Here is a 24,457-nt window from a genome sequence, read left to right as displayed (position 1 = left end):
CCAATAAAAAAAGCCACCCGGACCGGGTGGCTTTTTTTTCGTTTATCCCTCCTGCCTGCTAGCCCTTGAGCCAGGCTTCGCGAAGACGGACAGCCGCCTCGGATGCGTCCGGATCCGCAATGATCTTTACTTCCTTAACCGTGGGATTTCCCACCTTTCCCTCCAGGGTGATTTCCTCCCCGTCCCTTTCCACTACCATTTCCACTTCGGTGTCCGGCCCCCAGCCAAGGCTTTGCCCGATGATCATCCGGATTGCGTTGAGGTCAACCTCTGTACCGTTGATGCTTTTCAGCACATCACCCCCCTGTGCGCCCAAACCGGTTAAAAAGGAGTTCAGGGGGATCCCGCGGCGGATGTAGATGATGTCATTATCCCCTGGATCCACGTCGATATAGGGCATATGGCCCTGCATATCCTTGAGGAAAATACCGCTCTCCACCTCCTGCTCGCCAAAGTTCAGCCCGGCACTTTGCAGAACGGCCGCATAGTCAATCGGTGTATCCCCGATGACGTGGGTATCGAAATATTCCCGGATTTTCGGATAGGTCATGGCCACGATTTCATCGAACAGCGCATCGTCCTTAAACGGGGTGTCCTCGTCATACTTGGCAGAGAGGTCCTTCATGAGCTGCAGTACCCCGTAGGTTCCCCCGCTCAATTCCAGCAGCCGGAGGTCCAGGGCCATATTGATCAGCGTCCCCTTTTCGTAGACGTTGGGATATTCACCGGCGTAAGGCTCCTCCAGCACATTCCGGCTCATTTCCGTAAAGGAAAGGGCATCGTTGTAGTTCCCCGAATTCTGGATTTTTGCGACGATGCGCTGGTAAAATTCCTCCTCTGAAATCAGTCCCTGCCGAATCTGGAACAGGTTGGCGAAATATTCGGTTGTGCCCTCGTACATCCAGAGGTGTTGCGACATCTTCGGGGCATTGTAGTCAAAGTACTGTATCTCCTCGGAATGGACGTTCAGTGGGGTGACGATATGGAAGAATTCATGGGAGACCACATCGACCATCGCCTCTTCCAGCTGGGGGGCCGGGATCTGTTCGGGCAATACCACCACGGTGGAGGTATGGTGCTCCAGGGCCCCGAATCCCTGTGCATCCTGGTCCAGGGTCGACAGGTACAGCAGGATGTTGTACTCACGGGTCCCGTCAATATCCCCCAGGAAAGCCTTTTGTGCCTGCATCATCCGTTCCATGGCCGGCTGGATGGCCGAGGCCGTATAGCCCCCATTCGGGGAATAGACACTGATATTCACGGTGATATCCCCTACCTGGAAGGAAACCGGGGCCTCGCCACTGAGCTGTATGGGGTTGTCGATCACCTCAAAATACCGGGCCGCGGTGTAGGTCATGGTGCCATCGGCACCGGCAACCCCTTCGAGGGAGGTTGCAGGGTAGAGCCCCTCGGGGATCCTGAGTTGGAGTGTATAGGCCTGCTCCTTGAGGCCCTCGAAATAGCCCACGAACCCATGGAGGTTGAGCATGAAGTTTTTGCCGGCAAGTATATTGGTGCCCGCCGGTGAGAACGGGGCTTCCTCCCCGGAGGATTCCACATCGTAGGAATCGTTGACGTAATAGGTGATCCGGTCCAGTTCGGCTCCCAGGCCAATGCGCCAGGTATTGTCGTCTTCCCGGATAACCGGAATGGGCTCTCCCTTGTAGTTATAGGCCGCCAGGTCTTCTACATACCGGCCGTAATTGTCTTCGCTGTAGGTGCCCGGTACGGTTTTGGGGATGTAGAAACGCACTTCCCCAACGGTGAACGCCCCCGGGTCTACCGCCACGAGTACCCGGTCATTGCTGACGCTGGTCAGGTCCATGGAAACCGCCACAGGGGTTTCCCCGGCGGTGGGGAGATTGCGGGTGGCACCACAACCGATGATCAGCAGGGAAAACAGGAGGATAGGGAGCCGATTTATCATGACGTTTCAAAATTTTCCCAAGGATATTGAAATTAATCGTGATATCCCCTTGTTTTTAGATTATTTTGGCGTTTATATGGGCCTTACGGCCCCGGAAAGGCAAATTATTTTTGATTATTTTTGTTCGGAAACCAAGCAGCGTTCCATGCAGTATAAACGAATTCTTTTAAAACTCAGCGGGGAAGCCCTGATGGGTGAACGAACCTACGGAATCGACCCGGGAAGGCTGGCCATTTACGCCAAGGAGATTGCCGAGGTCGTCGCCAAGGGAGTCGAGGTGGCCATCGTCATCGGCGGCGGGAATATCTTCCGGGGCGTTGCCGGGGCCAGCAACGGCATGGACCGCGTTCAGGGTGACCATATGGGGATGCTCGCCACCATTATCAACGGCCTGGCCCTGCAGTCGGCACTGGAGAACGTCGGGCTGGATACCCGCCTGCAGTCCGCCATCAAGATCAACGAAGTGGCCGAACCCTTTATCCGCCGTCGCGCCATGCGGCACCTGGAAAAGGGTCGGGTCGTCATTTTTGGCGGGGGTACCGGGAACCCCTATTTTACCACCGATTCGGCCGCCGTGCTCCGGGCCATCGAAATCGAGGCGGATGTCATCCTGAAGGGGACCCGGGTGGACGGCATCTACACCAGCGATCCGGAAAAGGACAAGTCGGCCGTGAAATTCGACACCATCAGTTTTAAAGACGTGCTCAGCAAGGGCCTCAAGGTCATGGACACCACCGCCTTCACCCTGAGCCAGGAAAACGAGTTGCCCATCGTGGTATTTGACATGAATAAAAAAGGAAACCTCCTGAAGATCGTTTCCGGGGAAAATATCGGAACCGTCGTAAACCTCTAATTAGGAAATCCAGCCAGCAACACACTATGAACGAAGACATTAAATTTATCCTGGACAGTACACGCGAAAGCATGGAAAAAGCGATCGCCCACTTGGAAAAAGAACTGGTAAAAATCCGTGCGGGTAAGGCAAACCCCTCCATGCTCTCCTCGGTGATGGTCGATTATTACGGGAGCCAGACCCCCCTGAACCAGGTATCGAACGTGAATACCCCGGATGCCCGTACCATTTCGGTACAGCCCTGGGAAAAAGCAATGATCCCGAATATCGAAACCGCCATCCTGAATGCAAACCTTGGCTTTAACCCGATGAACAACGGGGAAATGGTCATTATCAACGTCCCCCCACTGACCGAGGAGCGCCGCAAGCAACTGGTCAAGCAGGCCAAGGCGGAAGCCGAGGAAGGAAAAATCAGTATCCGGGCCGCGCGGCAGGAAGCCAACAAGGAAATCAAAGCCCTGGAGGTTTCCGAGGACCTCGAAAAAAATGCGGTAATCGACATTCAGGAACTCACTGACCAATATTCCGAAAAAGTAGACGTGATCCTCGAATACAAGGAGGCGGAGATCATGAAGGTCTGATGCCAGTCGCCGGCGGGACCTGCGCACCGGATATCCCATTGAAACCTCCCACGGCGGGAGGTTTTTTTATGCCTTTTCGGCCGAATACCAGATCAGGGCCGCAGCAATCAGGGCCAGGGTGCACAGGACGATCAACAGGCGGTAGATCCGCCTGGCATTGCGCCGGTAGCGTCGGTGTGGATTGTCCATGGCAAAGGCCCTTTCCTGCAAGCTACTAAACTTTCGGGCCGGAAGCCATTTATTTGGGTTCGTCGCGGATTGTTTTCTACCTTTGCGGCCGACCCCAAGGGATGGCATTCAAACTCACACAGGGCTTCTGGGCTGCAATGGCCCGCATCATTCTGCGCAACCGCATCCTGATCCTTATCGGGATTGCCTTGGTTACGGTATTGCTCGCCACCCAGTGGAAGAACATGCAGTTTTCCAATACCGAAGCCAACCTCCTTCCCAACGACCACCCGGCAACTATGGAATACAGCGCTTTCCTGGAACAATTCGGGGAAGAGGGCAATACGATTGTACTGGCCGTCAGCGATGAACGCCTCTACAGCCCGGATACTTTTAACCGCTGGAACATCTTCAATGAACAGCTTGAGGCCTTCCCCGAGGTCGATTTCGCTCTCTCGACGGACAACCTCCAAAGGCTGGTCAAGGACAACGAGGCACAGCAATTTGTGCTGGAACCCTGGCTGCGGGACAGCGTGCAGACCCAGCAGGAGCTGGACAGCCTCACCGATGAGCTTTTCAACCGCATGCCGTTCTACGACAAGCTGCTCTATAACAAGGAACACAAGACGATGCAGACGGTGGTGTACCTGGACCAGGACCTGGTAAACACCAAGGTCCGCAAGGACTTTGTACTGAACGACCTGCGCACCCTGGTATCGGAATTTGAGCAGGACACCGGCCTGGATGTACACGTCTCCGGCATGCCCTACATCCGGACGATGAATTCCCAGAACATCATCGACGAGATCGGCAAATTCATTTTTGCGGCCCTGGCCGTCACCTCCCTGATCTTCTTCTTCTTTTTCCGCTCCATCCGGGCCACCCTGATTTCGATTTGCGTGGTGGTGATCGGGGTCATGTGGGCCTTCGGCACCCTGGGATTGCTCCAATATGAAATTACCGTACTGACGGCACTCATCCCCCCGGTGATCATCGTGATCGGGATACCAAACTGCATTTTCCTGATCAACAAATACCAGCAGGAAGTCAAAAAACACGGCAACCAGGCCCTGTCCCTGCAACGTGTCATTTCCAAGATCGGAAATGCCACCCTGATGACCAACGTGACCACGGCATCCGGCTTTGCCACCTTTATCATCACGGACAGCCGGCTGTTGTCGGAATTCGGTATCGTGGCCTCCATCAACATCCTGGGGATATTTGTCCTTTCGCTCCTGATCATCCCCATCCTGTACAGTTTTATGCCCCTGCCCAAGACCAAGCACCTGAAGCACCTGAACAAGCGGTGGATCGACGCCTTTGTCAGGGGGATGGAACGCATCGTGCGCCACCACCGGATTGCCGTCTACATCGTGGCGATCTGCCTGCTGGTGGCAAGCATCATAGGGATTTACCAGATCCGGATTTCCGGCAGCCCCATCGAGGACATGCCCAAAAATGCCGAGTTCTTCAGGGACATCCGCTTTTTTGAATCGGAATTCGACGGGATCATGCCGGTGGAGATCGTGGTCGATTCCCGCAGGCGCAATGGCATCCTCAAGCCGCCGACCCTCCGGCGGATGGACCAGCTCGGCGAGTTTATAAAGGATACGCCGGAACTGTCCCGGCCCATTTCGGTGGTGGAACTGGTGAAATATTCCAAACAGGCTTACTACAACGGCATCCCCAAGTACTACCAGCTCCCCACTTCCCAGGAGAGCAACTTTATCCTGGACATTGCCCGCAAGTCGAAGGACAACGGGAATTTGCTGGAAAGCTTTGTGGATTCCACCGGGCAGGTCGCCCGGATCACCACCTTTATGAAGGACATGAAAACGGACCGCATGGAGGAGATCGAACAGGAATTGCAGGAGGAGGCCGCAAAAATCTTTCCGGCAGACCGTTTCGACGTCTTTATTACCGGGAAGGCACTGCTTTTCCTGAAAGGCACCAAATTCCTGGTCCGCAACCTGGTCCTTTCCCTGGCCCTGGCCATCGGACTGATCGCCCTGCTCATGGCTTACCTGTTCCGATCCTTCCGGATGATCGTCATTTCCCTGATCCCCAACTTGCTTCCCCTGGTGATCACGGCAGGTGTCATGGGTTTCCTGGGAGTGCCGATCAAGCCGTCCACCATCCTGGTTTTCAGCATCGCCTTCGGCATCTCGGTGGATGACACCATCCATTTCCTGGCCAAGTACCGGCAGGAACTCATCAGCAACCACTGGCGGATCCGGAAGTCTGTCTATGCGGCATTGCGGGAAACCGGCATCAGCATGTTTTATACCTCGATCGTCCTCTTCTTTGGCTTCTCGGTGTTTACGATCTCGAATTTCGGGGGAACCGTGGCCCTGGGGGCCCTCGTTTCGGCTACCCTGTTGTTCGCCATGCTGGCCAACCTGATCCTGTTGCCTTCCCTCCTGCTCTCCCTGGAGCGGAACATCGCCAACAAGGAAGTCCTGAAAAAACCCCAGATCGATATCCTCACCGAAGGGGAAGGTTCGTCAAAAGACCGGGATTAGGCCCAATACCCGCCCGATTTTCGGCCCGGAATTTACTTCAATGCCCTATCTTTGCCACTTGAAAACCGATAGACCAGCAGCTAGTATGACGCGTATAAAATCCATCCTGAACGAAGCCCCCCTGCTCCAGGAAGTCCGTGTATCCGGTTGGGTCCGGACCTTCCGGTCCAACCGATTTATCGCCCTCAACGACGGTTCCACCCTGCAGAACCTGCAATGCGTTGTGGATTTTGAGAATTTCAGCGAGGAGACCCTGCGCCGTATCACCACAGGTGCGGCCCTCACCGTACACGGTACCCTGGTGGAAAGCCAGGGCCGCGGACAACGGGTAGAGGTACAGGTAAAGCAGCTGGAAATCCTCGGGGACGCCGACCCGGAACGCTACCCCATACAGCCCAAAAAGCACTCCATGGAATTCCTGAGGGAGCAGGCGCACCTGAGGATCCGCACCAATACCTTTGCGGCGGTCATGCGGGTGCGTTCCGCCCTGGCATTTGGCGTGCACCGGTATTTCACCGGAAATGGGTTTTACTACTTCAACGCGCCCATCATTACCGGGACGGATGCGGAAGGCGCAGGGGAAATGTTCCGGGTGAGCACGCTGGACCCCCTGAACCCACCCAAAAACGAGGAGGGGGCGGTGGACTACCGGCAGGATTTTTTTGGCAAGGAGACCAACCTGACGGTCTCCGGACAGCTCGAAGCCGAAGCCTACGCCATGGCCCTGGGGAAGGTCTATACCTTCGGGCCCACTTTCCGGGCCGAAAACTCCAATACATCCCGGCACCTGGCGGAATTCTGGATGATCGAGCCCGAAATGGCCTTTTACGACCTGGATGCCAATATGGACCTGGCAGAGGATTTCATACAGGATGTGTTGCGGTACGTCCTCGAAAATTGCGGGGAAGACCTTGCCTTCCTTGACAAGCGCCTGGAGGAGGAGGAAAAGAAAAAGCCGCAGGCAGAGCGGTCCGGAATGGGCCTGCTGGAGAAACTCCGCTTTGTCACCGACCAGCCCTTTAAAAGGGTGACCTACACGGAGGCCATCGACATCCTGCGCAACAGCAAGCCCAACAAGAAAAAGAAATTCCAGTATCCCATCGAGGACTGGGGCGCCGACCTCCAGAGCGAGCACGAGCGGTTCCTGGTGGAGAAGCACTTTAAATGCCCGGTAATCCTTTTCAATTACCCCGCAGAGATCAAGGCATTCTACATGCGGCTGAACGAAGACGGCAAAACCGTGCGGGCCATGGACATCCTCTTTCCCGGAATCGGCGAAATCGTCGGGGGCTCCCAGCGGGAGGAACGGCTGGAAGTCCTCCAGCAAAAAATGCAGCACCTCGGGGTGGATGAACAGGAGCTTTGGTGGTACCTGGACCTCAGGCGATTCGGCACGGCCGTGCACAGCGGTTTCGGCCTTGGCTTCGAGCGCCTGGTGCAATTTGCAACGGGGATGGGCAATATCCGCGATGTGATTCCGTTCCCCAGGACACCCCTCAGCGCAGAATTCTGACCGGATTTGTGTAATTTAGGGGAAACCCCAACGGGCTCTGAACTGCCATCCGATCCATGCTGAAACAACACCTCCAATTAAAACTGTCACAAAAGCTGTCGCCCCAGCAGATCCAGCTCATGAAGCTGATCCAGCTGCCGACACAGGCCTTTGAACAGCGACTCAAGCAGGAACTGGAGGAAAACCCGGCCCTGGAAACCGGCAAGGAGGATTCCGGCAACCTGGAAGAGGAGTTCGACGATGCCTACGACGAAGGGCTGGACAACGAGCGGATCGAAGCGGAGGATATCAACATCGACGATTACCTGAGCGATGACGAGATCCCCGATTACCGGACCCGGTCCAACAACTACAGCGAGGACGACTCGGACCGGCAGGTACCCTACGCCGCGGGCATCTCCTTTACGCAGTACCTCCTGAACCAGCTGAATACCGAATACCTGGATGAGGAAGAATGGACCATTGCGGAATTCCTGGTTGGCAGCGTGGACGAGAGCGGGTACATCCGCCGCCCGGTCTCCGATATCATGGACGACCTGGCCTTTACCCAGAATGTATACACCGACGAGGCCACCATCGAGAAGGTGCTCCGGAAAGTGCAGCAATTGGATCCGCCCGGGGTGGGCGCCCGTTCCCTGGAGGAGTGCCTGTTGCTGCAGCTGGACCGGAAAGACCCGACGCCATCCGTGGACCTGGCCATTGAAATACTCCGTAAATCCTTCGAACACTTCAGCAAGAAGCACTACAAGAAGCTGCTGCAGAAACACGATATCGACGAGGAGGCGCTGCGCGATGCCATTGCGGAAATCGAGAAGCTGAACCCGAAACCCGGGGGTTCCTACTCGGGTGGCACCAAAATCGTGGAACACGTGGTCCCGGATTTTACCATCCGCATTGCCGACGGGGAACTCGAGCTGAGCCTCAACGGGCGGAATGCCCCCGAACTCCATGTATCGCGGGAGTACAACAACATGCTGGCCGGCTACAAAAACGCCAAGGACAAATCCAGGGAACAGAAAGATGCCGTGATGTTTATCAAACAGAAACTCGATGCCGCCAAGTGGTTTATCGATGCGATCAAGCAGCGGCAACAAACCCTGTACGTGACCATGAACGCCATCATGGAGTACCAGAGGGAATATTTCCTGACCGGGGATGAACGCAACCTGAAGCCGATGATACTCAAGGACATTGCAGACCGCATCGGCATGGACGTTTCCACGGTATCCCGGGTGGCCAACAGCAAGTATGTGGATACCCCTTACGGGACCCGGCTGATCAAGGACTATTTCTCAGAATCCATCAAGAATGAACAGGGGGAGGATGTATCCACCAAGGAGATCAAGAAAATCCTGGAAACAGTCATCAATGAAGAAAACAAACGCAAACCGCTGACAGACGACAAGCTGGCCAAAATACTCAAGGAAAAGGGGTACCCCATCGCAAGGCGGACCATTGCCAAATACCGCGAACAACTCGGCATCCCGGTTGCCCGGCTGCGAAAGGAGATATAATGCGGCTGATCAGCAAGATTCTAACCTACCTCTTCCATCCGTTGCTGGTCCCATTATACGGGACCTTCCTCTACTTCCGAATCACACCCAAATACAGCCCGCTCGGGATGCAGAGCGGCAACATCCTGCCTGTTTTTATCCTCACGGTGATCATCCCGGTAATTAGCATGCTCATCCTGCGGAACCTGGGGATGCTGCCCACGGCCCTGTTGAGCCGGCCGCGGGACCGGATCTACCCCCTGCTGATTTTCCTGGTACTTTTGCTGATGGTCCTCTTCCGGGTCATCCCCAATAACTATTCCTCTGAGTTGTATTACTTTTTCCTGGGGATGATCGTCGCCACAACCGCCTGCCTGCTGCTGGCCCTTGCGGGCAAGGCGGTCAGCCTGCATTTGGCGGGGGCAGGCACGCTGCTTATGTTCCTGATTACCCTGAGCATCCACTTCGAAAAAAACATTGTAATTGCCATCAGCCTTTGCACCCTGGGTACCGGGCTGCTCGGTTCCGCCCGCCTCTACCTGAAGGCCCACGGCCGGGCAGCTGTACTTACGGGATGGCTGATTGGCCTGGTCTCCCAGCTGATCCTGGTTCAGTTCTGGTTCTAGCCCGTCAGGACAGGGACCCTACAATATATAGAACATAAGGCCCACCCGCAGCGGGATCATGTTGAGATCTCCGTCCCCCGGACCCTGTACCCCGCTCTCAAATAGGTTGTTCAGGCCATAATAGACGTGGAAATTGATGGTGTTGTAGCCCACATTGAGGGTGAGGCCGTACCGGAAATTCTCCGTGTCCGTATTGTAGAAACTATCCTTGAATTCGGAGGTCACGAACTTGGAACGGGAACCGACCACATACCCGAGCTTAAAGCCGGCATAGATACGCCAGAAACTGTAGTCTGTGGGTGTGGAGTTCCTCCAGCGGAACTGTACCGGGAGTTCGATCAGGTGGGTTTCGATCTTATTCCGCTTATAGGAATCTGCACTGCTGAGGACTGCGTACTGGTAGTCGTCCCCATTGCGCAGGGCCCGGAGGTTGGAATAATAGGAATTTACCCCGTAACCCAGGCCAACGCCGATGGCCAGGGTCCGCTCCCGGTTTATGGGCATGTCCTTGATAAACCCGAACAGGATCCCGTAAGAGAGGTTGTTCTGGGATACTCCTTCCGGGCGATCGAGCAACAGGTTGTAGGAAAGCCCGACATAAAACTGGTCCTCCAGATAAAGGGAGTCTATCTGGTTTTCAGCGGGTTCCCCGGAAGCAGTTTGCTGCCCCCGTGCGGCGGAAAATCCCAGGGTCAGGATCAGTATGGCAATGCGGACCTTCATACATGAAACATAAAAAAAACGCTTCAATTGCTGAAGCGTTTTTTAAATCTAAATAGGATTTGAAAAAATATACGCTACTGGATATTGCGGAAGGCATCCCCTTCGTAGGTCGTGTAATTGACCTTCAGGGCGTTCACCTTGCGCAGCTCTCCCTTTATATCGGAAATGAGGCCCATATTGGCTTCCTTGTCCACCTTCAGGGCGGTTGTCAGCACATTCTGGATGTCCTGGGGTTTTTTGGCCCGCTCCTGGAGGATGTAATCCCCTACCTCGGAAACGCTGGCGAACTTATCGTTGAGCTGGATCTTCGGCTCCGTACCAAAGGTCTTCTGGTACTGGCTCGTCGGTTTCCCCACGTAGATATAGATCACGCGGTCCTTTTTTTCCAGCTTCTTGGTTTCGCTTGCATTCGGGAGGGTATTGTCCACCATCAGCGTATTGTCCTTCATGGTGGTAACCGTCATGAAGAAGAACAACAGCATGAACACGATATCCGGCAATGATGCCGTGGATACCGCCGGGAGGTCTCCGTCTTTTTTCTTAGTAAACTTGGCCATCTTTTCTCTTTTTTAATTTGAAGTAGTCTCGGCTTCCGAAAGTTTCTGAGGGAAGAGGTCCTGAATCCGCAGTACCTTTTCTTTCAGTTCTTCCCGAACATCCTCATCGGTTTCCGGATTGAGGTACTCCGCTTCCATGTCCGTGAAGTCCCGGCCGTAAAGCCTTTGGGCTTCCCGGTTCCTGAGTTCGTTATAGGCCCCCACCAGTTCGTTCTGAACGGTAATATAGGTGCCATAACGCGTCTCCCGGTCATTCTTCAGGGAAATAATAGCCTTGGTAGGGTTGTCCGAAGAGGATTCATCCTTGGCCCCCTTGCAATAGTTGCAGGTACCGTCACCACCATTGTCCAGGAAGGCCATGGCCTTTTCCCGGAGGTCCTTGAGTTCGGTAAGTTCCTCTTCGACGAGCAACTGGCCGTTCTTGTTGATGTTTACGGTAAAGATATTTTTCTGTTTGATGACCACATCCTCTTCCGGTGGTTCGATGGGCGGCAACATACGGTCCAGCCCCGCGTCCGTTTCTATGGTGGTGGTTACCAGGAAAAATATCAACAACAGGAAGGCGATGTCCGCCATGGATCCTGCGTTAACTTCCGGTGGTGCTCCTCTTCTAGGCATATTCCTTGAATTTACTTATTCGACATTTTCTTGATCCCACCCCAGAGCATCGCCAGGATGGCAATGATCACCAGCAGGAAGAACATATTGAGGCCAGCCCCAATATTCTTCACGGTGCTTTCGGTGGTAGCAACCCCCCTTCCGGCCATTTCCTCGACCGTGCCGTCAGCTCCGTCCGAAAGGACGTAAGAAAGGCCAACGACCACGAGGAAACCGATCACGACAAAAAGCGTTTTCTTGAGGCTCTCAGGGTTGGTAAACAGGTTTTTGAGTGCGAACACGAGGCTGAACAGGACGGCGATTCCTAACAGGAGGTACATGATAATGAACATCCCGTTCATCGCTCCGCTGTCAATCGCCTCGGATGCCGGCATCTCAGTTTCGGGAAGCATAAACCACAGTATGGCTGCAATCGCTCCCAGAACTACTAATAATATTTTTACAATCTTATGCATGCTCTATGGTATTAGGCGTCCGACTTACTTTTTGTGATCAACCAGCATATCGATCAGGACGATCGATGAATCTTCCATGTCATTGACGATGCTGTCGATCTTCGCAATGATGTAGTTATAGAAGATTTGCAGGATAATCGCAGTAATCAGACCGAATACCGTGGTGAGAAGTGCTACCTGGATATCGCCGGCAATCAGCGAGGCACTCAGGTTACCCACTGCACTAATTTTCTGGAATGCCTGGATCATACCAATTACCGTTCCCATGAACCCAAGCATCGGGGCAATGGCGATAAAGAGGGATAGCCAGGATACGTTTTTCTCGAGTTGTCCCATTTGCACCCCACCGTAGGCAACCACGGCCTTTTCGGCAGATTCGATGCTGTCACCAGCGCGCTCGAGGCCCTGGAAATAGATGGAGGCGACGGGCCCCTTGGTATTACGGCAAACTTCTTTGGCCGCTTCAACACCCCCGGTGGCAAGGGCTTCCTCTACCTGATTTTTCAGCTTGGTGGTATTGGTGCTGGCCAGGTTCAGGAAAATAATCCGCTCAATGGCCACTGCCAGCCCAAGGATCAGACATAGCAGTACGATTCCCATGAATCCTGCGCCCCCCTGGATGAATTGTTCTTTGAGAACCTGGGTGAAGCCCCTGTCGTCCGCGGCAGCCGCAGCCTCGTCCTGAAGCATGGTGGTGGCGGTGGTCAGGGTTGTGGACAGGTTTGAAAGAATTGCCGGCGCTTTTGCGCTTACCGTATTTGTGCCGAGGACAAATAGCCCAGCCAGAGCCAGGAATGAGAATAATTTTTTCATTTTTTTCAAACTTAAATTTAGATTAGTTATTAGGGTTAAAGATAACAAAAAATTAGAATTAAAAAATTAAATTAAGGGCGGCAACCCCCCTGAATCCTTAAAAAACACTCGGTATTTCAGCACATTTCTATGCGTGGTCGGGTATTCCTTGCGGATCTTTCAATAACAGGGTGCTCGTGATCACCTCGATAGGTTGCGCGGATCCCCGAACTCTTTCAGGTTGCCGGACAAGCATGGGAATGGACCAGCGGCGGTCATTCCCTTTTGTGCAGAGAGGAAGGGATTCGAACCCTCGATGCACTTTTGGTGCATACACACTTTCCAGGCGTGCGCCTTCGACCACTCGGCCACCTCTCTAAATACCCCAAAATGGGGGTGCCCAATAAACAAAAAATTTAGGATTATATGAAATTTTGCCCCGTTAATTTTCGGACATTTCACCGCGTATAGGCGCTTCAAATATGGTTTTGAAGGACTTAGGCGCTACCCCGGATCCGAGCAGGTACATGAGCTTTGCAAGGGCTGCTTCGGTGGTGATGTCCCGCCCGTCTATGAGCGGGATGTCCAGCAGGCCTGAACTGGTCTCATATTGTCCCATCAATACCGCACCCCCCCTGCACTGGGTGACATTTACGACGTGCAGCCCCCCTTTCACCGCATCGGCCAGGGAGTCCAGCAGCCAGGAAGCCGAGGGGGCGTTCCCCGCCCCGAAGGTTTCCAGCACCAGGCCCTTCAGGCCCGGGGCCGCCAGCTGATAGCGGAGCCAGTCCGGGTGCATCCCCGGGAACAGCCGGAATACCCCGACCCGGTTGTCGAGTTCCAGGTGCACCTTCAGCTGCCCGCGGCCGGGGCTCCGCCACAGCGCCTCGCGGTGCAGGTTCAGGTGCACCCCGGATTCTGCCAGGGCAGGATAGTTCGGGGAATCAAAGGCCTCAAAATGCTCCGTGTTGATCTTCGTGGTCCGGTTTCCCCGGAACAGCTTGTGCTCAAAATAGAGGCATACCTCCCGGACCAGGGGGCGGCTTTCCTCGGTAAGGGCAGCCAGTTGAATGGACGTGATCAGGTTCTCCTTGGCATCGGTGCGCAGGTCGCCAATCGGGAGCTGGGAGCCGGTCAGGATGACCGGCTTGGCCAGGTTTTCCAGCATAAAGCTGAGTGCCGAAGCCGTATAGCTCATGGTATCGCTCCCGTGGAGCACCACGAAACCGTCGTAGCTGTGGTAATGCTCCCCGATCAGCCGGGCCAGCTGCTGCCAGTGAGGAAGGTCCATGTTGGAGGAATCGATCGGATTGGCAAAGGCCACCGTATCGATGCGGCAGTCGATCTGATGGAGTTCCGGGATCTGTTGCAGCAGGTTGTTGAAATCGAAGGCCCGCAACGAACCGGAACCGTAATCCCGGACCATCCCGATGGTACCCCCGGTGTATATGAGCAAAATGCGGGCGCCGTTTTTGGCCATGGTATCGCTTTGGATTAAAAGGTTAAACCCCGAAAACCTCCCGGGAATTCAGGGTGGTGGTCTCGGCAATTTGCGCCCGGGGCAGGCCGTATATTTCTGCGAGTCGCGCAAGCACATATTCCAGATAGGCCGGCTCGTTCCGCTTTCCCCGGAAAGGTTTCGGGGCCAGGTAGGGCGAGTCGGTTTCCAGCACGACGGACGACAGGGGCACCTGGTCCATAAACTGGTCGATCCTGCCATTTTTGAAGGTCAGAACACCGCCGATCCCAAGCTTCATCCCACAGGAAATGGCCAGGCGCGCCTGCTCCAGGGTCCCTGTAAAACAATGGAAAATCCCGCGCAGATCCGGCCCCTTTTCCTCCGACAGGATTTCAAATATTTCATCAAAGGATTCGCGGCAATGGATCACAATGGGCAGCCCATGGGTTTTGGCAAGCCGGATCTGCCGGCGGAAGGCTTCCTGCTGGAGGGCAAGCCTGCTCTGGTCCCAGTACAGGTCAATGCCGATTTCCCCGACGGCCACGTAGCCGCCCCTGCCGAGTTCCCGTTCCACATGCCGGAGCTCCTCCTCGAAATTTTCCTTCACATGGGTGGGGTGCAGCCCGCACATGAGGAAAACCTCATCGGGGTACGCCTGCCGGAGGTCGTGCATGCGCTGGGTATACCCGGAGTCGATCGCCGGGATGAAAAAGCGCTCCACCCCGGCTGCACGCGCGCGTTCCATCATGCCGGCCCGGTCTTCGTCGAAGGCTTCCACATAGAGGTGCGCGTGTGTATCGGTGAGGGTCACAGGACAAAAATAGGATTATCTTTATCAAAAATTCTCATGGCCTCACTTAAAAAGTTCCTGGTCGGCAATGGATTCCGGGAGCTGCCCCTGCAACGCACCCGCACGGACCACCTGGCACTGGAAGGGACCCTGAACGGGTTCCGGGGGAGGTTTATCCTCGATACCGGGGCCTCGAATACCTGCGTGGGCCTGCACCGCATGGAGTATTTCGGACTGCTGTCCGAGGTGTCGGAAATCCGTGCTGCCGGGGCGGGTGCCACCGACATGGAAACCCTCGTATCCGAGGGAAACGTCCTGGTCTTTGAGGAATGGGAATGTGCGGACCTGCAGGTGGTCCTCTTTGACCTCAGCCATGTGAACCAGGCACTGGAAAGCCAGGAGGAGCCCCCGGTGGATGGTATTCTGGGTGCGGACATCCTGCATGGTGCCCGGGCGGTGATCGACTATGAAACCTGCAGCCTCTACCTGCGGTAACCCGCGTCCCGACCCCAACTGAAAAGGCCCGGGCTTATCGCCTGGGCCTATGTTTCATAAACACCCAATCGGTGCAGAGGGGGTCGCTGCCGATACCCCTAAAGTTCAAGCGCCTTTTCCAGGTTGCCATCCATCAGGTGTTCCACCGGGTTTTCGATTGCCTCCTTGACCGCCACGAGGAAGCCGACGGATTCGCGTCCGTCAATGATCCGGTGGTCGTAGGAAAGGGCCACGTACATGACCGGGGCAATGGCGATGGCCCCGTCCCGGACAATTGCCCGCTCCACGATGTTGTGCATCCCGAGGATACCGCTCTGGGGCGGATTGATGATGGGCGTGGAAAGCATGGACCCGAAGACCCCCCCATTGGAAATGGTAAAGGTGCCCCCCGTCATTTCATCCACGGTGATCTGCCCGTCGCGCGCCCGGATGGCCAACCGTTTCACTTCGGATTCAACCCCGCGGAAACTGAGGTTTTCGGCATTGCGGATGACAGGCACCATCAGGCCCTTGGGCCCGGATACGGCTATGCTGATATCGCAGTAATCGTAGGTGATCATCTCCTTGCCGTCGATCATTGAATTGACTGCCGGGTATTGCTGCAGGGCGCGGATTACCGCTTTGGTGAAAAAGGACATAAAGCCGAGGCCAACCCCGTGTTTCTCCTTAAAGGCTTCCTTGTGCGCTTCCCGGATTTCGAAAACGGCCGACATATCCACTTCGTTGAAGGTGGTCAGCATGGCTGTTTCGTTCTTCGCGGAAACGAGCCGTTCCGCCACTTTGCGGCGCAACATGGAGAGCTTGCTCCTGGACTCGCCCCGGGACCCTCCTCCCGGGGACCCCATGGAGGGAACCGCGCGGACAGCATCTTCCTTGGTGATTCGCCCGTCTTTGCCCGACCCGGGTACGGAGGCCGGGTCAATTCCTTTTTCGTCCAAAATCTTGCGCGCTGCCGGGGAGGCTACCCCGGAAGCATAGGTCTCCTTGGCCTGGGCGGGCTGGGGGGCCTTCTTGCCGCTGTCCCCTGCCTGTTTGGACTGCTGGTCCAGTTCCTTCTCTGCCTTGCCGCCGGATCCTTCGTCTCCCTTGCCCACGGATTCGGTGCCGGCCCCGGAACTTTCAGGCTTTTTGGCATCCGTGTCGATGAGGCAAACCACCTCACCCACCGCTACGGCATCCCCTTCCTCGGCCTTGAGGGTGATGACCCCGCTTTCCTCGGCCGGCAGTTCCAGGGTGGCCTTGTCGGAATCCACCTCTGCAATGGCCTGGTCCTTTTCCACATAATCGCCATCGGCAACCAGCCATTGGGCAATTTCCACTTCGGTGATGGACTCCCCAGGGGAGGGTACTTTCATTTCTAGAATCATGCGTATGGTATTTAAAATGCGCTTATGCCGGACACCATGCCAGCCATTTTCTATTTTTTATTTTGAATTCTCGGTCGCCGCCTCAGCCGGTTTCGGCCGGGTCATGTTGTCCTTGCTCCTGTCAAAAACATAATCGATGACCTGCTGGTGCCGCATCTTGGACCGGGCCGGGCTGCCGGCTGCCGGGGAAGCGTAAATGCGGCGCGACGCCACCCGGAACCTCGAGGCATCCGGGAGGTGCATCATCAGGTGGCCCCAGGCCCCCATGTTCCTGGGCTCTTCCTGGGCCCAGACCAGGTCGTCAGCCCCCTTGTATTTATCTATGATCTCTTCGATCTGCGGGATGGGCAATGGGAAAAGCTGCTCCAGCCGGACCAGGGCCACATCGTCCCTGTTGAGCTCCTCCCGGGCGGCAAACAGGTCGTAATAGAATTTCCCGGTGCAAAACACCAGGGATTTGATTTTCCCGACCTCGGCGCCTGGGTCGTCAATCACCTCCTGGAACTGCCCGTCTGCCAGGTCCTCCACGGTGGACACGCATTTGGGGTGCCGCAACAGGCTTTTGGGGGTGAATACCACCAGGGGTTTGCGGAAATTCACCTTCATCTGCCGCCTCAGCAGGTGGAACAGGTTGGCCGGGGTGCTGACATCCGCGACGTACATATTGTCCCGGGCGCAGAGTTGCAGGTAGCGCTCCATCCGGGCAGAGGAATGTTCGGCACCCTGGCCCTCGTACCCGTGAGGCAGGAAAAGCACCAGCCCGTTTTGCAGCTTCCATTTGTCTTCGGCTGCGGACAGGTACTGGTCGATCATGATCTGGGCGCCATTGCTGAAATCCCCGAACTGGGCTTCCCAGATGGTCAGCGTGTTCGGGCTCGCCATGGCATACCCGTATTCAAATCCTACCACCGCGTATTCGGACAGCAGGGAATTGTAGATCTGGAAATCCCCCTGGTCTTCCGAGATATGGTTGAGCAGCAGCACTTCCTCCTCGCTCTCCTCCACCTTCATGACCGCATGCCGGTGGGAGAAGGTCCCGCGTTCCACATCCTGGCCGGAGATCCGGACGTCAAACCCTTCCTGCAACAGCGTGCCGTAGGCGAGCAGTTCCCCCATGGCCCAGTCCAGGTTGTTGGTCTCAAAGAACATCTTGTGGCGCTCCCTGACCAGCCGGTCTACTTTGCGCAAAAAGCTTTTATCCTCGGGCAGTTTGGTAATGACCGCCGCCACTTCCTCCAGTTTTTTACGGGGCACCCGGGTATCGACCTTTTCCATCATCTCCCATTCCCGGACATTTTCAAACCCGTCCCATTCATCGGCCATAAAGGCCGTGATCCGGGTTTTGTCTTCCTTGCGGCTGTCCTGGAGTTCCTCCTCCAGTTTTGCCTTGTAGTCATCCTCCAGTTTCTGGACAAAGTGCTCGTCGATGATCCCTTCACGCATCAGGCGTTCGGCATACAGGTCCCTGGGGTTTTTATGGTTGGCAATGGCCTTGTAGAGCTTGGGCTGGGTAAAGCGCGGCTCGTCCCCTTCGTTGTGCCCGTACTTGCGGTAGCCCAGCAAATCTAGGAAGACATCCCGTTTGAAGGTCATGCGATACTCCAGCGCAAAGAGGGCGGCGTGCACCACGGCTTCGGCATCGTCCGCGTTGATGTGGAGTACGGGGCTCAGTGTTACCTTCCCGACATCCGTACAGTATGTGGACGTCCTCCCGTCCAGGTAGTTCGTGGTAAAGCCGATCTGGTTGTTTACAACAATATGTATGGTCCCGGCCGTGCCATAGCCGTCCAGCCCGGCCATCTGCACCACTTCGTAGGCGATGCCCTGCCCGGCAATCGCCGCATCCCCGTGGACCACGATGGGGAGCACCCTGGAGAAGTCTTCGGGGAAAAGGCGGTCCTGTTTGGCGCGGGTAATCCCTTCCACCACGGCACCGACCGTCTCCAGGTGGGAGGGGTTGGGCGCGATGTTCATATTGATGGAGTCGCCGGAATTGGTCTTGCGCATGGAAGTCCAGCCCAGGTGGTACTTGACGTCCCCGTCAAAGATTTCCTGTTCGTAGTCCTTGCCTTCGAATTCACTGAAGATATCCGTGGCCGGTTTCCCGAAGATGTTGGTCAGTACATTGAGCCGTCCCCGGTGTGCCATGCCCATCACGAATTGCTGCACCCCCATTTCGGCGGCCCGTTCCACGATGGCATCCACTGCCGGGATCAGCGATTCGTTCCCCTCCAGGGAGAACCGTTTCTGGCCGACGTATTTGGTGTGCAAAAAACCCTCAAAGGAAACGGCCTCGTTCAGTTTCCGCAGGATGTATTTTTTCCGGTCCGCATCAAAGTTCGGGTGGTTGTCGTTGACGTTGAGCCAGTGCTGAATCCACTCCACCCGCTCGGGGCTCCGGATGTACATATACTCTACCCCGATGGCATCGCAGTAGATGCTCCTGAGGTGATCGATGATTTTACGGAGGGAACTCGGCCCGATCCCGAGGATATCCCCGGCGCTGAATACGGTGTCCAGGTCGGCCTGCTCCAGGCCAAAATTATCGATATCGAGGGAGGGGGTATAGGTGCGCCTTTCCCTTACCGGGTTGGTCTGTGTAAACAAGTGCCCCCTGCTGCGGTAGCCGTCGATAAGCCGTACCACCTGGAATTCCTTTTTGAGGGACAGGGGCATGGCAGTTTCCTGTTCCCCGGCATGCACCACCCCGCGTTCGGCGTCAATGCCGACCTCCTGCAGGGCGCTTTCCATCCCGAAGTCAAAACCCTGGAAAAAAGCGCGCCAACTGGGCTCCACACTATCCGGGTGGGTGAGGTAACGATCGTATAGGTCTGAAAAAAAAGCGGTATGAGCCGCGTTTAAGAAGGAATACTTATCCATCCACTGTATTTCTGTGCCTCCGGCAAAATAGTTTCCCAAAAATACAACATTTCAAATGGATAAAAACAGCCAGACTGTTTAAATTGCACGAAAACGGAAGGTTATGAAAAATGAGTCCGGGCCATCCATGAAGCGTTTGGTGGCAACACTTTGGCTCCTACTGACGGCCATTGCCCTCCAGGGGCAGCAATCCCCGGCGGGGGGCGATTTCCTTGACCGGGTGCGCTTCGGTGGCGGCCTTGGCCTGGCCTTTGGCAACCGGTCTACCCAGATAAGCCTGGCCCCAAGCGCCATTTATATGGCCAGCGACATCCTGGCCTTCGGCGTGGGCGCCAACTACACCTATGCCCGGTTCGACGATGCCCGCCTTTCGGCTTTCGGGGGCAGCCTGATCAGCCTGGTCAACCCGATTCCACAGGTGCAGTTGTCTGCCGAATTCGAACAGTTGCGCGTGAAACGTACCCTGGAGGCCGTGCCGGAAGACCTCCGGGACAGTTACTGGCTGCCCGCCCTTTACCTGGGCGCCGGGTACCGCACCGGCCCGGTAACTTTCGGGATCCGCTACGATGTGCTGTACCGGTCCAGCCGGAGTCTCTACTCCAGCCCCTGGCTCCCGTTTGTCCGGGTATACTTCTGAAATACCTAAGGAAGGCTTCCTTACAGGATTCAAGGGGACAACCGGGTTCTCACCTTTTGCCATTCCCGCATGAGCAGGAGCAGCGCCACCTGACCGGCCACTTCGACCGCATCCGTTACGCGGAGGTTTTTAAAGGCATTTTCCGGGATGTCAACGGCGTACATCAGGTTCAGGTATCCGTCAAAATCCTCCAGCAGCAACCTGTAGATGGTTTCCCGGAGGAGTTGCTCCAGCTGCTCGGCATCCGGATATCCCGGGGTTTCCGCGGGGTTATCGGTATTCGCAGAAACCGCCCTGGACCCCAAAGGATCCGCCAGGCCCGCCCTGTTGAAATCCTTTCGGACCTGGTCGATAAGCAGGGTATACCCGCCGGCCTGTTCTGCAAAAGAAAGCAAGTCCTGGCTGTCCCGGAAAGCTTCCAGCATGGCTACAGGCCCCGGACTTTTTTCTCCCAGTCCCATGCAGAGCGCATGGCATCATCCAGGGAAGAGGCAGCCTTCCATCCGAGTTCCCCGTTCGCCCGGGTGGTATCCGCATAGGCTTCCACGACATCACCTTCGCGCCTCCCGACAATTCTATAATTCAGCTTTTTGCCCGAAACCCGCTCAAAACTACGGATGACCTCCAAGACAGAACTGCCTTTGCCGGTCCCGACATTGAATACTTCGTAATTGGATTTGCTGCGTCCTTTGAGCAGCCGCTCCAGGGCCACCACATGGGCCCTGGCCAGATCCACCACATGGATGTAGTCGCGGATGCAGGTGCCATCCGGCGTTGGGTAATCGTCGCCGAAAACAGACAATTGCGTCCGCAGGCCGGCGGCCGTCTGCGTGATAAAGGGGACCAGGTTGGCCGGTACCCCCAGGGGCAATTCTCCGATCTCCGCCGAGGGGTGGGAACCGATCGGGTTGAAATACCTCAGGGAAATCGCCTGCAGCCCGGGCTCCACCCGGCAGGTATCCCGGATGATCTCCTCCCCGATCTGTTTGGTGTTTCCATAGGGGGATTCCGCGGGTTTAATAGGGGCATCCTCCGTGATGGGCATGTGGTCGGCCTGGCCGTAGACCGTGCAGGAGGAACTGAATATAAATGAGCTGCCTCCCCGGGCAACCAGTTGCTGGAGCAGGTACACCAGGGTGCCGATATTATTCTCGTAATACAGCAGAGGTTTTTCAACACTCTCCCCGACCGCCTTGGAAGCGGCAAAGTGGATAACCCCATGTACCTCCGGATAGCGGTTGAAAAAATCATCAACCGCACCTTTTTCCCTCAGGTCGATATGTTCAAAATCCGGGCGTATGCCGGTGATGGATTCGATGCCGTCCAGGACGGATTCGGAGGCATTGGAGCAGTTGTCGATGATAACTACCTGATGGCCCGCCTCCTGCAATTCAACTACCGTGTGGGACCCTATAAACCCGAGCCCGCCTGTAACCAGTATTTTCATTCCTTATAAGTTTTGGGTGCTGTGCGCCCCGGTTATTCCATGCCGCCCATTGGTTCTGCCTGTTCCATGAATTCGAGTACCGTACGGCAGATGTAGTCCAGCTGTTCGCCGTCGAGTTCCGTGTGCATGGGCAGGGAGATCACCTCCTCCGACAATTGGTTGGTCACCGCAAAATCCGATTCCTTGTACCGGACATCCGCATAGGCCTTTTGGCGGTGCAGGGGCACCGGATAATAAATCCCGTGCGGGATCCCGGCCTCGGTGAGGCGACTGGCCAGGGCATCCCTTTTGCCGTCGGCAATCCGGAGGGTATACTGGTGGAACACATGGCAGTCGCAGGTATCACATATCCCCTCGCATTGGCGCACCGTCGTGGGCACGGTAATCCCATCATGGCCTTCAAAGGCACGGTTATAGTGGCGGGCTGCATTGCGGCGCTTCTCGCAGTACCCATCCAGGTGGGGCAGCTTGGCCCGCAGGACAGCTGCCTGGAGGGAGTCCAGGCGGGAATTCACCCCGACCACGTCGTGGTAATAGCGCTGGTACATCCCGTGGTTTACGATTCCCCGGATGTGGTGGGCCAGGGCGTCATCGTCCGTGAAAATAGCACCCCCGTCCCCATAGGCGCCGAGGTTCTTGGAGGGGAAGAACGAGGTGGCCCCCACGTGCCCGAGGGTGCCTGCTTTCTGGGTGCGTCCGTCCCGGAACCGGTAATTGGCCCCGATCGCCTGGGCATTGTCCTCGATCAGGAATAAATCGTTCTCCCTGGCGATATCCAGCAGCGTTTCCATATCGGAACACTGGCCGAAGAGGTGAACGGGGACAATGGCTTTGGTTTTGGGTGTGATGGCCTTGCGGACAGCTTCCGTATCGATGTTGAAGGTATCGGGATCCACATCCACCAGTACCGGGGTCAGGCCGAGGAGGGCAATGACTTCCACGGTGGCTGCAAAGGTGAAGTCCGCGGTTATCACCTCGTCCCCGGGTTTGAGCCCGAGGCCCATCATGGCGATTTGGAGGGCATCCGTCCCGTTGGCGCAGGGGATCACGTGTTTGATCCCCAGATAGGATTCGAGTTCTTCCTGGAAGGCCCTGACCTCCGGGCCGTTGATAAAGGCTGCAGACTCCAGGATGCCGTCGAATGCCTTACGTATTTCGTCTCGGATCTCCTGGTACTGGCCCGTCAGGTCGACCATTTGTATCTTTCGCATAGGCTTGCGTATTGCTGGCAAACTTACAAAATTAAGCCCCCTCGGACAATGTATTTGGTAAAGAACCGTAATTTAGCATAAAACCCGCGCACGTTGTTTTTCCTGTACGATTTGGTCGTTCGCCTGACGGCGGCATTCCTGCATATCCCGGCCCTTTTTTCCCAAAAAATCAGGCTCTTCCTGGAAGGGCGGCAAGGAGTTGCGGCTTACCTCCAGGATTTCCGCCAGACGGAACAACCCCTCATCTGGATGCACACTGCTTCCCTGGGCGAGTTCGAGCAGGGCCTGCCCGTATTGGAGCGCCTCAGGTCGGAATATCCGGGACACCAGTTCCTGGTCACTTTTTTTTCGCCCTCGGGGTATGAAGTCAAAAAAGGGAAGGTGCCGGGGGCGGGCACCTGTTACCTGCCGCTGGATACCCGGAAAAACGTCCGGGAGTTCCTCCAACTTGCCAGGCCCCAAATCGCCCTCTTTGTAAAATACGAGGTATGGCCCAATTATTTTGAGGGGCTCGCAAGCAAGGGAATCCCCATTGTCATGTTTTCTGCCCGGTTTCGAAAAAAACAGGTATTCTTCCGGTGGTATGGCGGTTTTATGCGACACGCCCTGCAGCATGTCGCACACTTTTTCGTGCAGGACGTGCAGTCGCGGGACCTGCTCTCGGCAATAGGATTGCAGCAGATTACGGTAAGCGGTGATACCCGGCTGGACCGGGTCCTCGAAATCCGGGAGCGGGAAAACCACCTGGGCTTTATGGAGGGATTTGCGGCTGGCCGGACCTGCCTGGTGGCCGGGAGTACCTGGCCGGAGGATGAAAAGGTCCTCCTTCCCCTGCTCCGGACGCTCAACGGGCAAACACAATGCACGGTCATTGCCCCCCATAAAACAGATGAAAAAACCATCGCCAGCCTGATGGGGCTACTGGGGCCCGGGGCAGTCCGTTACACGGAATGGGAAAGGGCGTCCCCGGGCCGTGCGGACATCCTCGTTCTGGATACCATCGGCCTGCTGACCCGGGTTTACGCCTACGCGGACCTCGCATATGTGGGGGGAGGCTTCGCCACGGGCCTCCACAACACCCTGGAACCCGCCGTATTCGGGATCCCCGTGCTTATCGGGCCCCGGTACCACGCCTTCGTGGAAGCACGGGGCCTGGTGGAAGCAGGCGGCGTCCTGCCCGTTTCCGGGCCGGAAGAATTCCGGCAGGTGGCGGAAACGCTTTTGCGGGATTCCGGTGAACGTTCCCGCCTGGGGGCAATCAACCGGGCATTTGTGGAGAAAAATGCAGGGGCAAGCATCCGGATACTCGACGGGATCCGTAAATTAATTGGATAAACCCCAAT

Annotated in this window: 23 protein-coding genes and 1 tRNA gene; 9 read left to right on the top strand and 15 right to left on the bottom strand. The window is 56.0% G+C overall.

The window, feature by feature from the left end:
* Nucleotides 1-58 precede the first annotated feature (58 nt).
* On the bottom strand, nt 59-1,927 hold the full coding sequence (locus tag H7F20_RS05245) for a peptidase M61 (RefSeq protein WP_185785059.1): 1,869 nt from the start codon (nt 1,925-1,927) through the stop codon (nt 59-61).
* Between the two features lie 145 nt (nt 1,928-2,072).
* Here H7F20_RS05245 and pyrH point away from each other — a divergent pair, with 145 nt between their 5' ends.
* Both pyrH and frr read left to right on the top strand, forming a co-directional pair.
* On the top strand, nt 2,073-2,780 hold the full coding sequence (gene pyrH, locus H7F20_RS05240) for a UMP kinase (protein WP_185785058.1): 708 nt from the start codon (nt 2,073-2,075) through the stop codon (nt 2,778-2,780).
* 26 nt (nt 2,781-2,806) lie between these two features.
* A complete protein-coding gene (frr, locus tag H7F20_RS05235; protein ID WP_185785057.1) occupies nt 2,807-3,361 on the top strand; it encodes a ribosome recycling factor in 555 nt (184 codons plus the stop codon).
* A gap of 66 nt (nt 3,362-3,427) precedes the next feature.
* On the opposite strand, the gene H7F20_RS15935 is transcribed toward frr, so the two are convergent.
* Nucleotides 3,428-3,550 carry a hypothetical protein gene (locus H7F20_RS15935; protein WP_255443992.1) on the bottom strand — a complete coding sequence of 41 codons (123 nt, stop codon included), beginning with the start codon at nt 3,548-3,550 and terminating at the stop codon, nt 3,428-3,430.
* Between the two features lie 101 nt (nt 3,551-3,651).
* On the opposite strand from H7F20_RS15935, the gene H7F20_RS05230 reads away from it, so the two are divergent.
* From H7F20_RS05230 to H7F20_RS05215, 4 genes are all read left to right on the top strand, one after another.
* Nucleotides 3,652-6,051: an RND family transporter gene (locus H7F20_RS05230; RefSeq protein WP_185785056.1), complete on the top strand. Its 2,400-nt coding sequence runs from the start codon at nt 3,652-3,654 to the stop codon at nt 6,049-6,051.
* Nucleotides 6,052-6,136: 85 nt separating this feature from the next.
* Nucleotides 6,137-7,564 (top strand): asparagine--tRNA ligase, encoded by a 1,428-nt coding sequence (asnS, locus tag H7F20_RS05225; RefSeq protein WP_185785055.1) that lies wholly within the window; start codon nt 6,137-6,139, stop codon nt 7,562-7,564.
* A gap of 56 nt (nt 7,565-7,620) precedes the next feature.
* Nucleotides 7,621-9,078, top strand: coding sequence for an RNA polymerase factor sigma-54 (gene rpoN / locus H7F20_RS05220; RefSeq protein ID WP_185785054.1), 1,458 nt, complete (start codon nt 7,621-7,623; stop codon nt 9,076-9,078).
* A complete protein-coding gene (locus H7F20_RS05215) occupies nt 9,078-9,683 on the top strand; it encodes a hypothetical protein (protein WP_185785053.1) in 606 nt (201 codons plus the stop codon). Before rpoN ends, H7F20_RS05215 begins: the two co-directional genes overlap by 1 nt.
* 18 nt (nt 9,684-9,701) lie before the next feature.
* On the opposite strand, the gene H7F20_RS05210 is transcribed toward H7F20_RS05215, so the two are convergent.
* From H7F20_RS05210 to H7F20_RS05175, 8 genes are all read right to left on the bottom strand, one after another.
* A complete protein-coding gene (locus tag H7F20_RS05210) occupies nt 9,702-10,406 on the bottom strand; it encodes a porin family protein (RefSeq protein ID WP_255443991.1) in 705 nt (234 codons plus the stop codon).
* A 74-nt stretch (nt 10,407-10,480) separates the two neighbouring features.
* On the bottom strand, nt 10,481-10,963 hold the full coding sequence (locus H7F20_RS05205; RefSeq protein ID WP_185785051.1) for a biopolymer transporter ExbD: 483 nt from the start codon (nt 10,961-10,963) through the stop codon (nt 10,481-10,483).
* A 12-nt stretch (nt 10,964-10,975) separates the two neighbouring features.
* Nucleotides 10,976-11,581: a biopolymer transporter ExbD gene (locus tag H7F20_RS05200; RefSeq protein WP_185785050.1), complete on the bottom strand. Its 606-nt coding sequence runs from the start codon at nt 11,579-11,581 to the stop codon at nt 10,976-10,978.
* 11 nt (nt 11,582-11,592) lie between these two features.
* On the bottom strand, nt 11,593-11,973 hold the full coding sequence (locus tag H7F20_RS05195; protein WP_255443990.1) for a hypothetical protein: 381 nt from the start codon (nt 11,971-11,973) through the stop codon (nt 11,593-11,595).
* A gap of 87 nt (nt 11,974-12,060) precedes the next feature.
* Nucleotides 12,061-12,849, bottom strand: coding sequence for a MotA/TolQ/ExbB proton channel family protein (locus H7F20_RS05190; protein WP_185785048.1), 789 nt, complete (start codon nt 12,847-12,849; stop codon nt 12,061-12,063).
* 269 nt (nt 12,850-13,118) lie between these two features.
* Nucleotides 13,119-13,206, bottom strand: a tRNA-Ser gene (locus H7F20_RS05185).
* Nucleotides 13,207-13,270: 64 nt separating this feature from the next.
* Nucleotides 13,271-14,308 (bottom strand): asparaginase, encoded by a 1,038-nt coding sequence (locus tag H7F20_RS05180; protein ID WP_185785047.1) that lies wholly within the window; start codon nt 14,306-14,308, stop codon nt 13,271-13,273.
* A 22-nt stretch (nt 14,309-14,330) separates the two neighbouring features.
* Nucleotides 14,331-15,098: a TatD family hydrolase gene (locus tag H7F20_RS05175; RefSeq protein ID WP_185785046.1), complete on the bottom strand. Its 768-nt coding sequence runs from the start codon at nt 15,096-15,098 to the stop codon at nt 14,331-14,333.
* Between the two features lie 36 nt (nt 15,099-15,134).
* Between H7F20_RS05175 and H7F20_RS05170 the strand changes: the two genes are divergently transcribed.
* Nucleotides 15,135-15,572 (top strand): retropepsin-like aspartic protease, encoded by a 438-nt coding sequence (locus tag H7F20_RS05170; protein ID WP_185785045.1) that lies wholly within the window; start codon nt 15,135-15,137, stop codon nt 15,570-15,572.
* A gap of 98 nt (nt 15,573-15,670) precedes the next feature.
* On the opposite strand, the gene odhB is transcribed toward H7F20_RS05170, so the two are convergent.
* A complete protein-coding gene (gene odhB / locus H7F20_RS05165; protein ID WP_185785044.1) occupies nt 15,671-16,939 on the bottom strand; it encodes a 2-oxoglutarate dehydrogenase complex dihydrolipoyllysine-residue succinyltransferase in 1,269 nt (422 codons plus the stop codon).
* Between the two features lie 57 nt (nt 16,940-16,996).
* Nucleotides 16,997-19,819: a 2-oxoglutarate dehydrogenase E1 component gene (locus tag H7F20_RS05160; protein ID WP_185785043.1), complete on the bottom strand. Its 2,823-nt coding sequence runs from the start codon at nt 19,817-19,819 to the stop codon at nt 16,997-16,999.
* 103 nt (nt 19,820-19,922) lie between these two features.
* Between H7F20_RS05160 and H7F20_RS05155 the strand changes: the two genes are divergently transcribed.
* On the top strand, nt 19,923-20,456 hold the full coding sequence (locus H7F20_RS05155) for an alpha-ketoglutarate decarboxylase (RefSeq protein ID WP_185785042.1): 534 nt from the start codon (nt 19,923-19,925) through the stop codon (nt 20,454-20,456).
* 29 nt (nt 20,457-20,485) lie between these two features.
* On the opposite strand, the gene H7F20_RS05150 is transcribed toward H7F20_RS05155, so the two are convergent.
* From H7F20_RS05150 to H7F20_RS05140, 3 genes are read right to left on the bottom strand one after another with little or no spacing between them, the layout of a single operon-like run.
* Nucleotides 20,486-20,881, bottom strand: a complete 396-nt coding sequence (locus H7F20_RS05150; protein WP_185785041.1) for a hypothetical protein — start codon at nt 20,879-20,881, stop codon at nt 20,486-20,488.
* Between the two features lie 2 nt (nt 20,882-20,883).
* Nucleotides 20,884-21,903 (bottom strand): UDP-glucose 4-epimerase GalE, encoded by a 1,020-nt coding sequence (gene galE / locus H7F20_RS05145; RefSeq protein ID WP_185785040.1) that lies wholly within the window; start codon nt 21,901-21,903, stop codon nt 20,884-20,886.
* 32 nt (nt 21,904-21,935) lie between these two features.
* Entirely contained in the window at nt 21,936-23,114 is a 1,179-nt protein-coding gene (locus H7F20_RS05140; protein WP_185785039.1) for a DegT/DnrJ/EryC1/StrS aminotransferase family protein, read from the bottom strand.
* Between the two features lie 93 nt (nt 23,115-23,207).
* Here H7F20_RS05140 and H7F20_RS05135 point away from each other — a divergent pair, with 93 nt between their 5' ends.
* Entirely contained in the window at nt 23,208-24,449 is a 1,242-nt protein-coding gene (locus tag H7F20_RS05135; RefSeq protein WP_185785038.1) for a 3-deoxy-D-manno-octulosonic acid transferase, read from the top strand.
* Nucleotides 24,450-24,457: the final 8 nt, after the last annotated feature.

Origin of the sequence: Robiginitalea sp. SC105 (assembly GCF_014243345.1) — a bacterium.
In the GTDB taxonomy this organism is placed as follows: Bacteria; Bacteroidota; Bacteroidia; order Flavobacteriales; family Flavobacteriaceae; genus Robiginitalea.
This window is presented reverse-complemented; position numbering and strand designations above follow the sequence as displayed.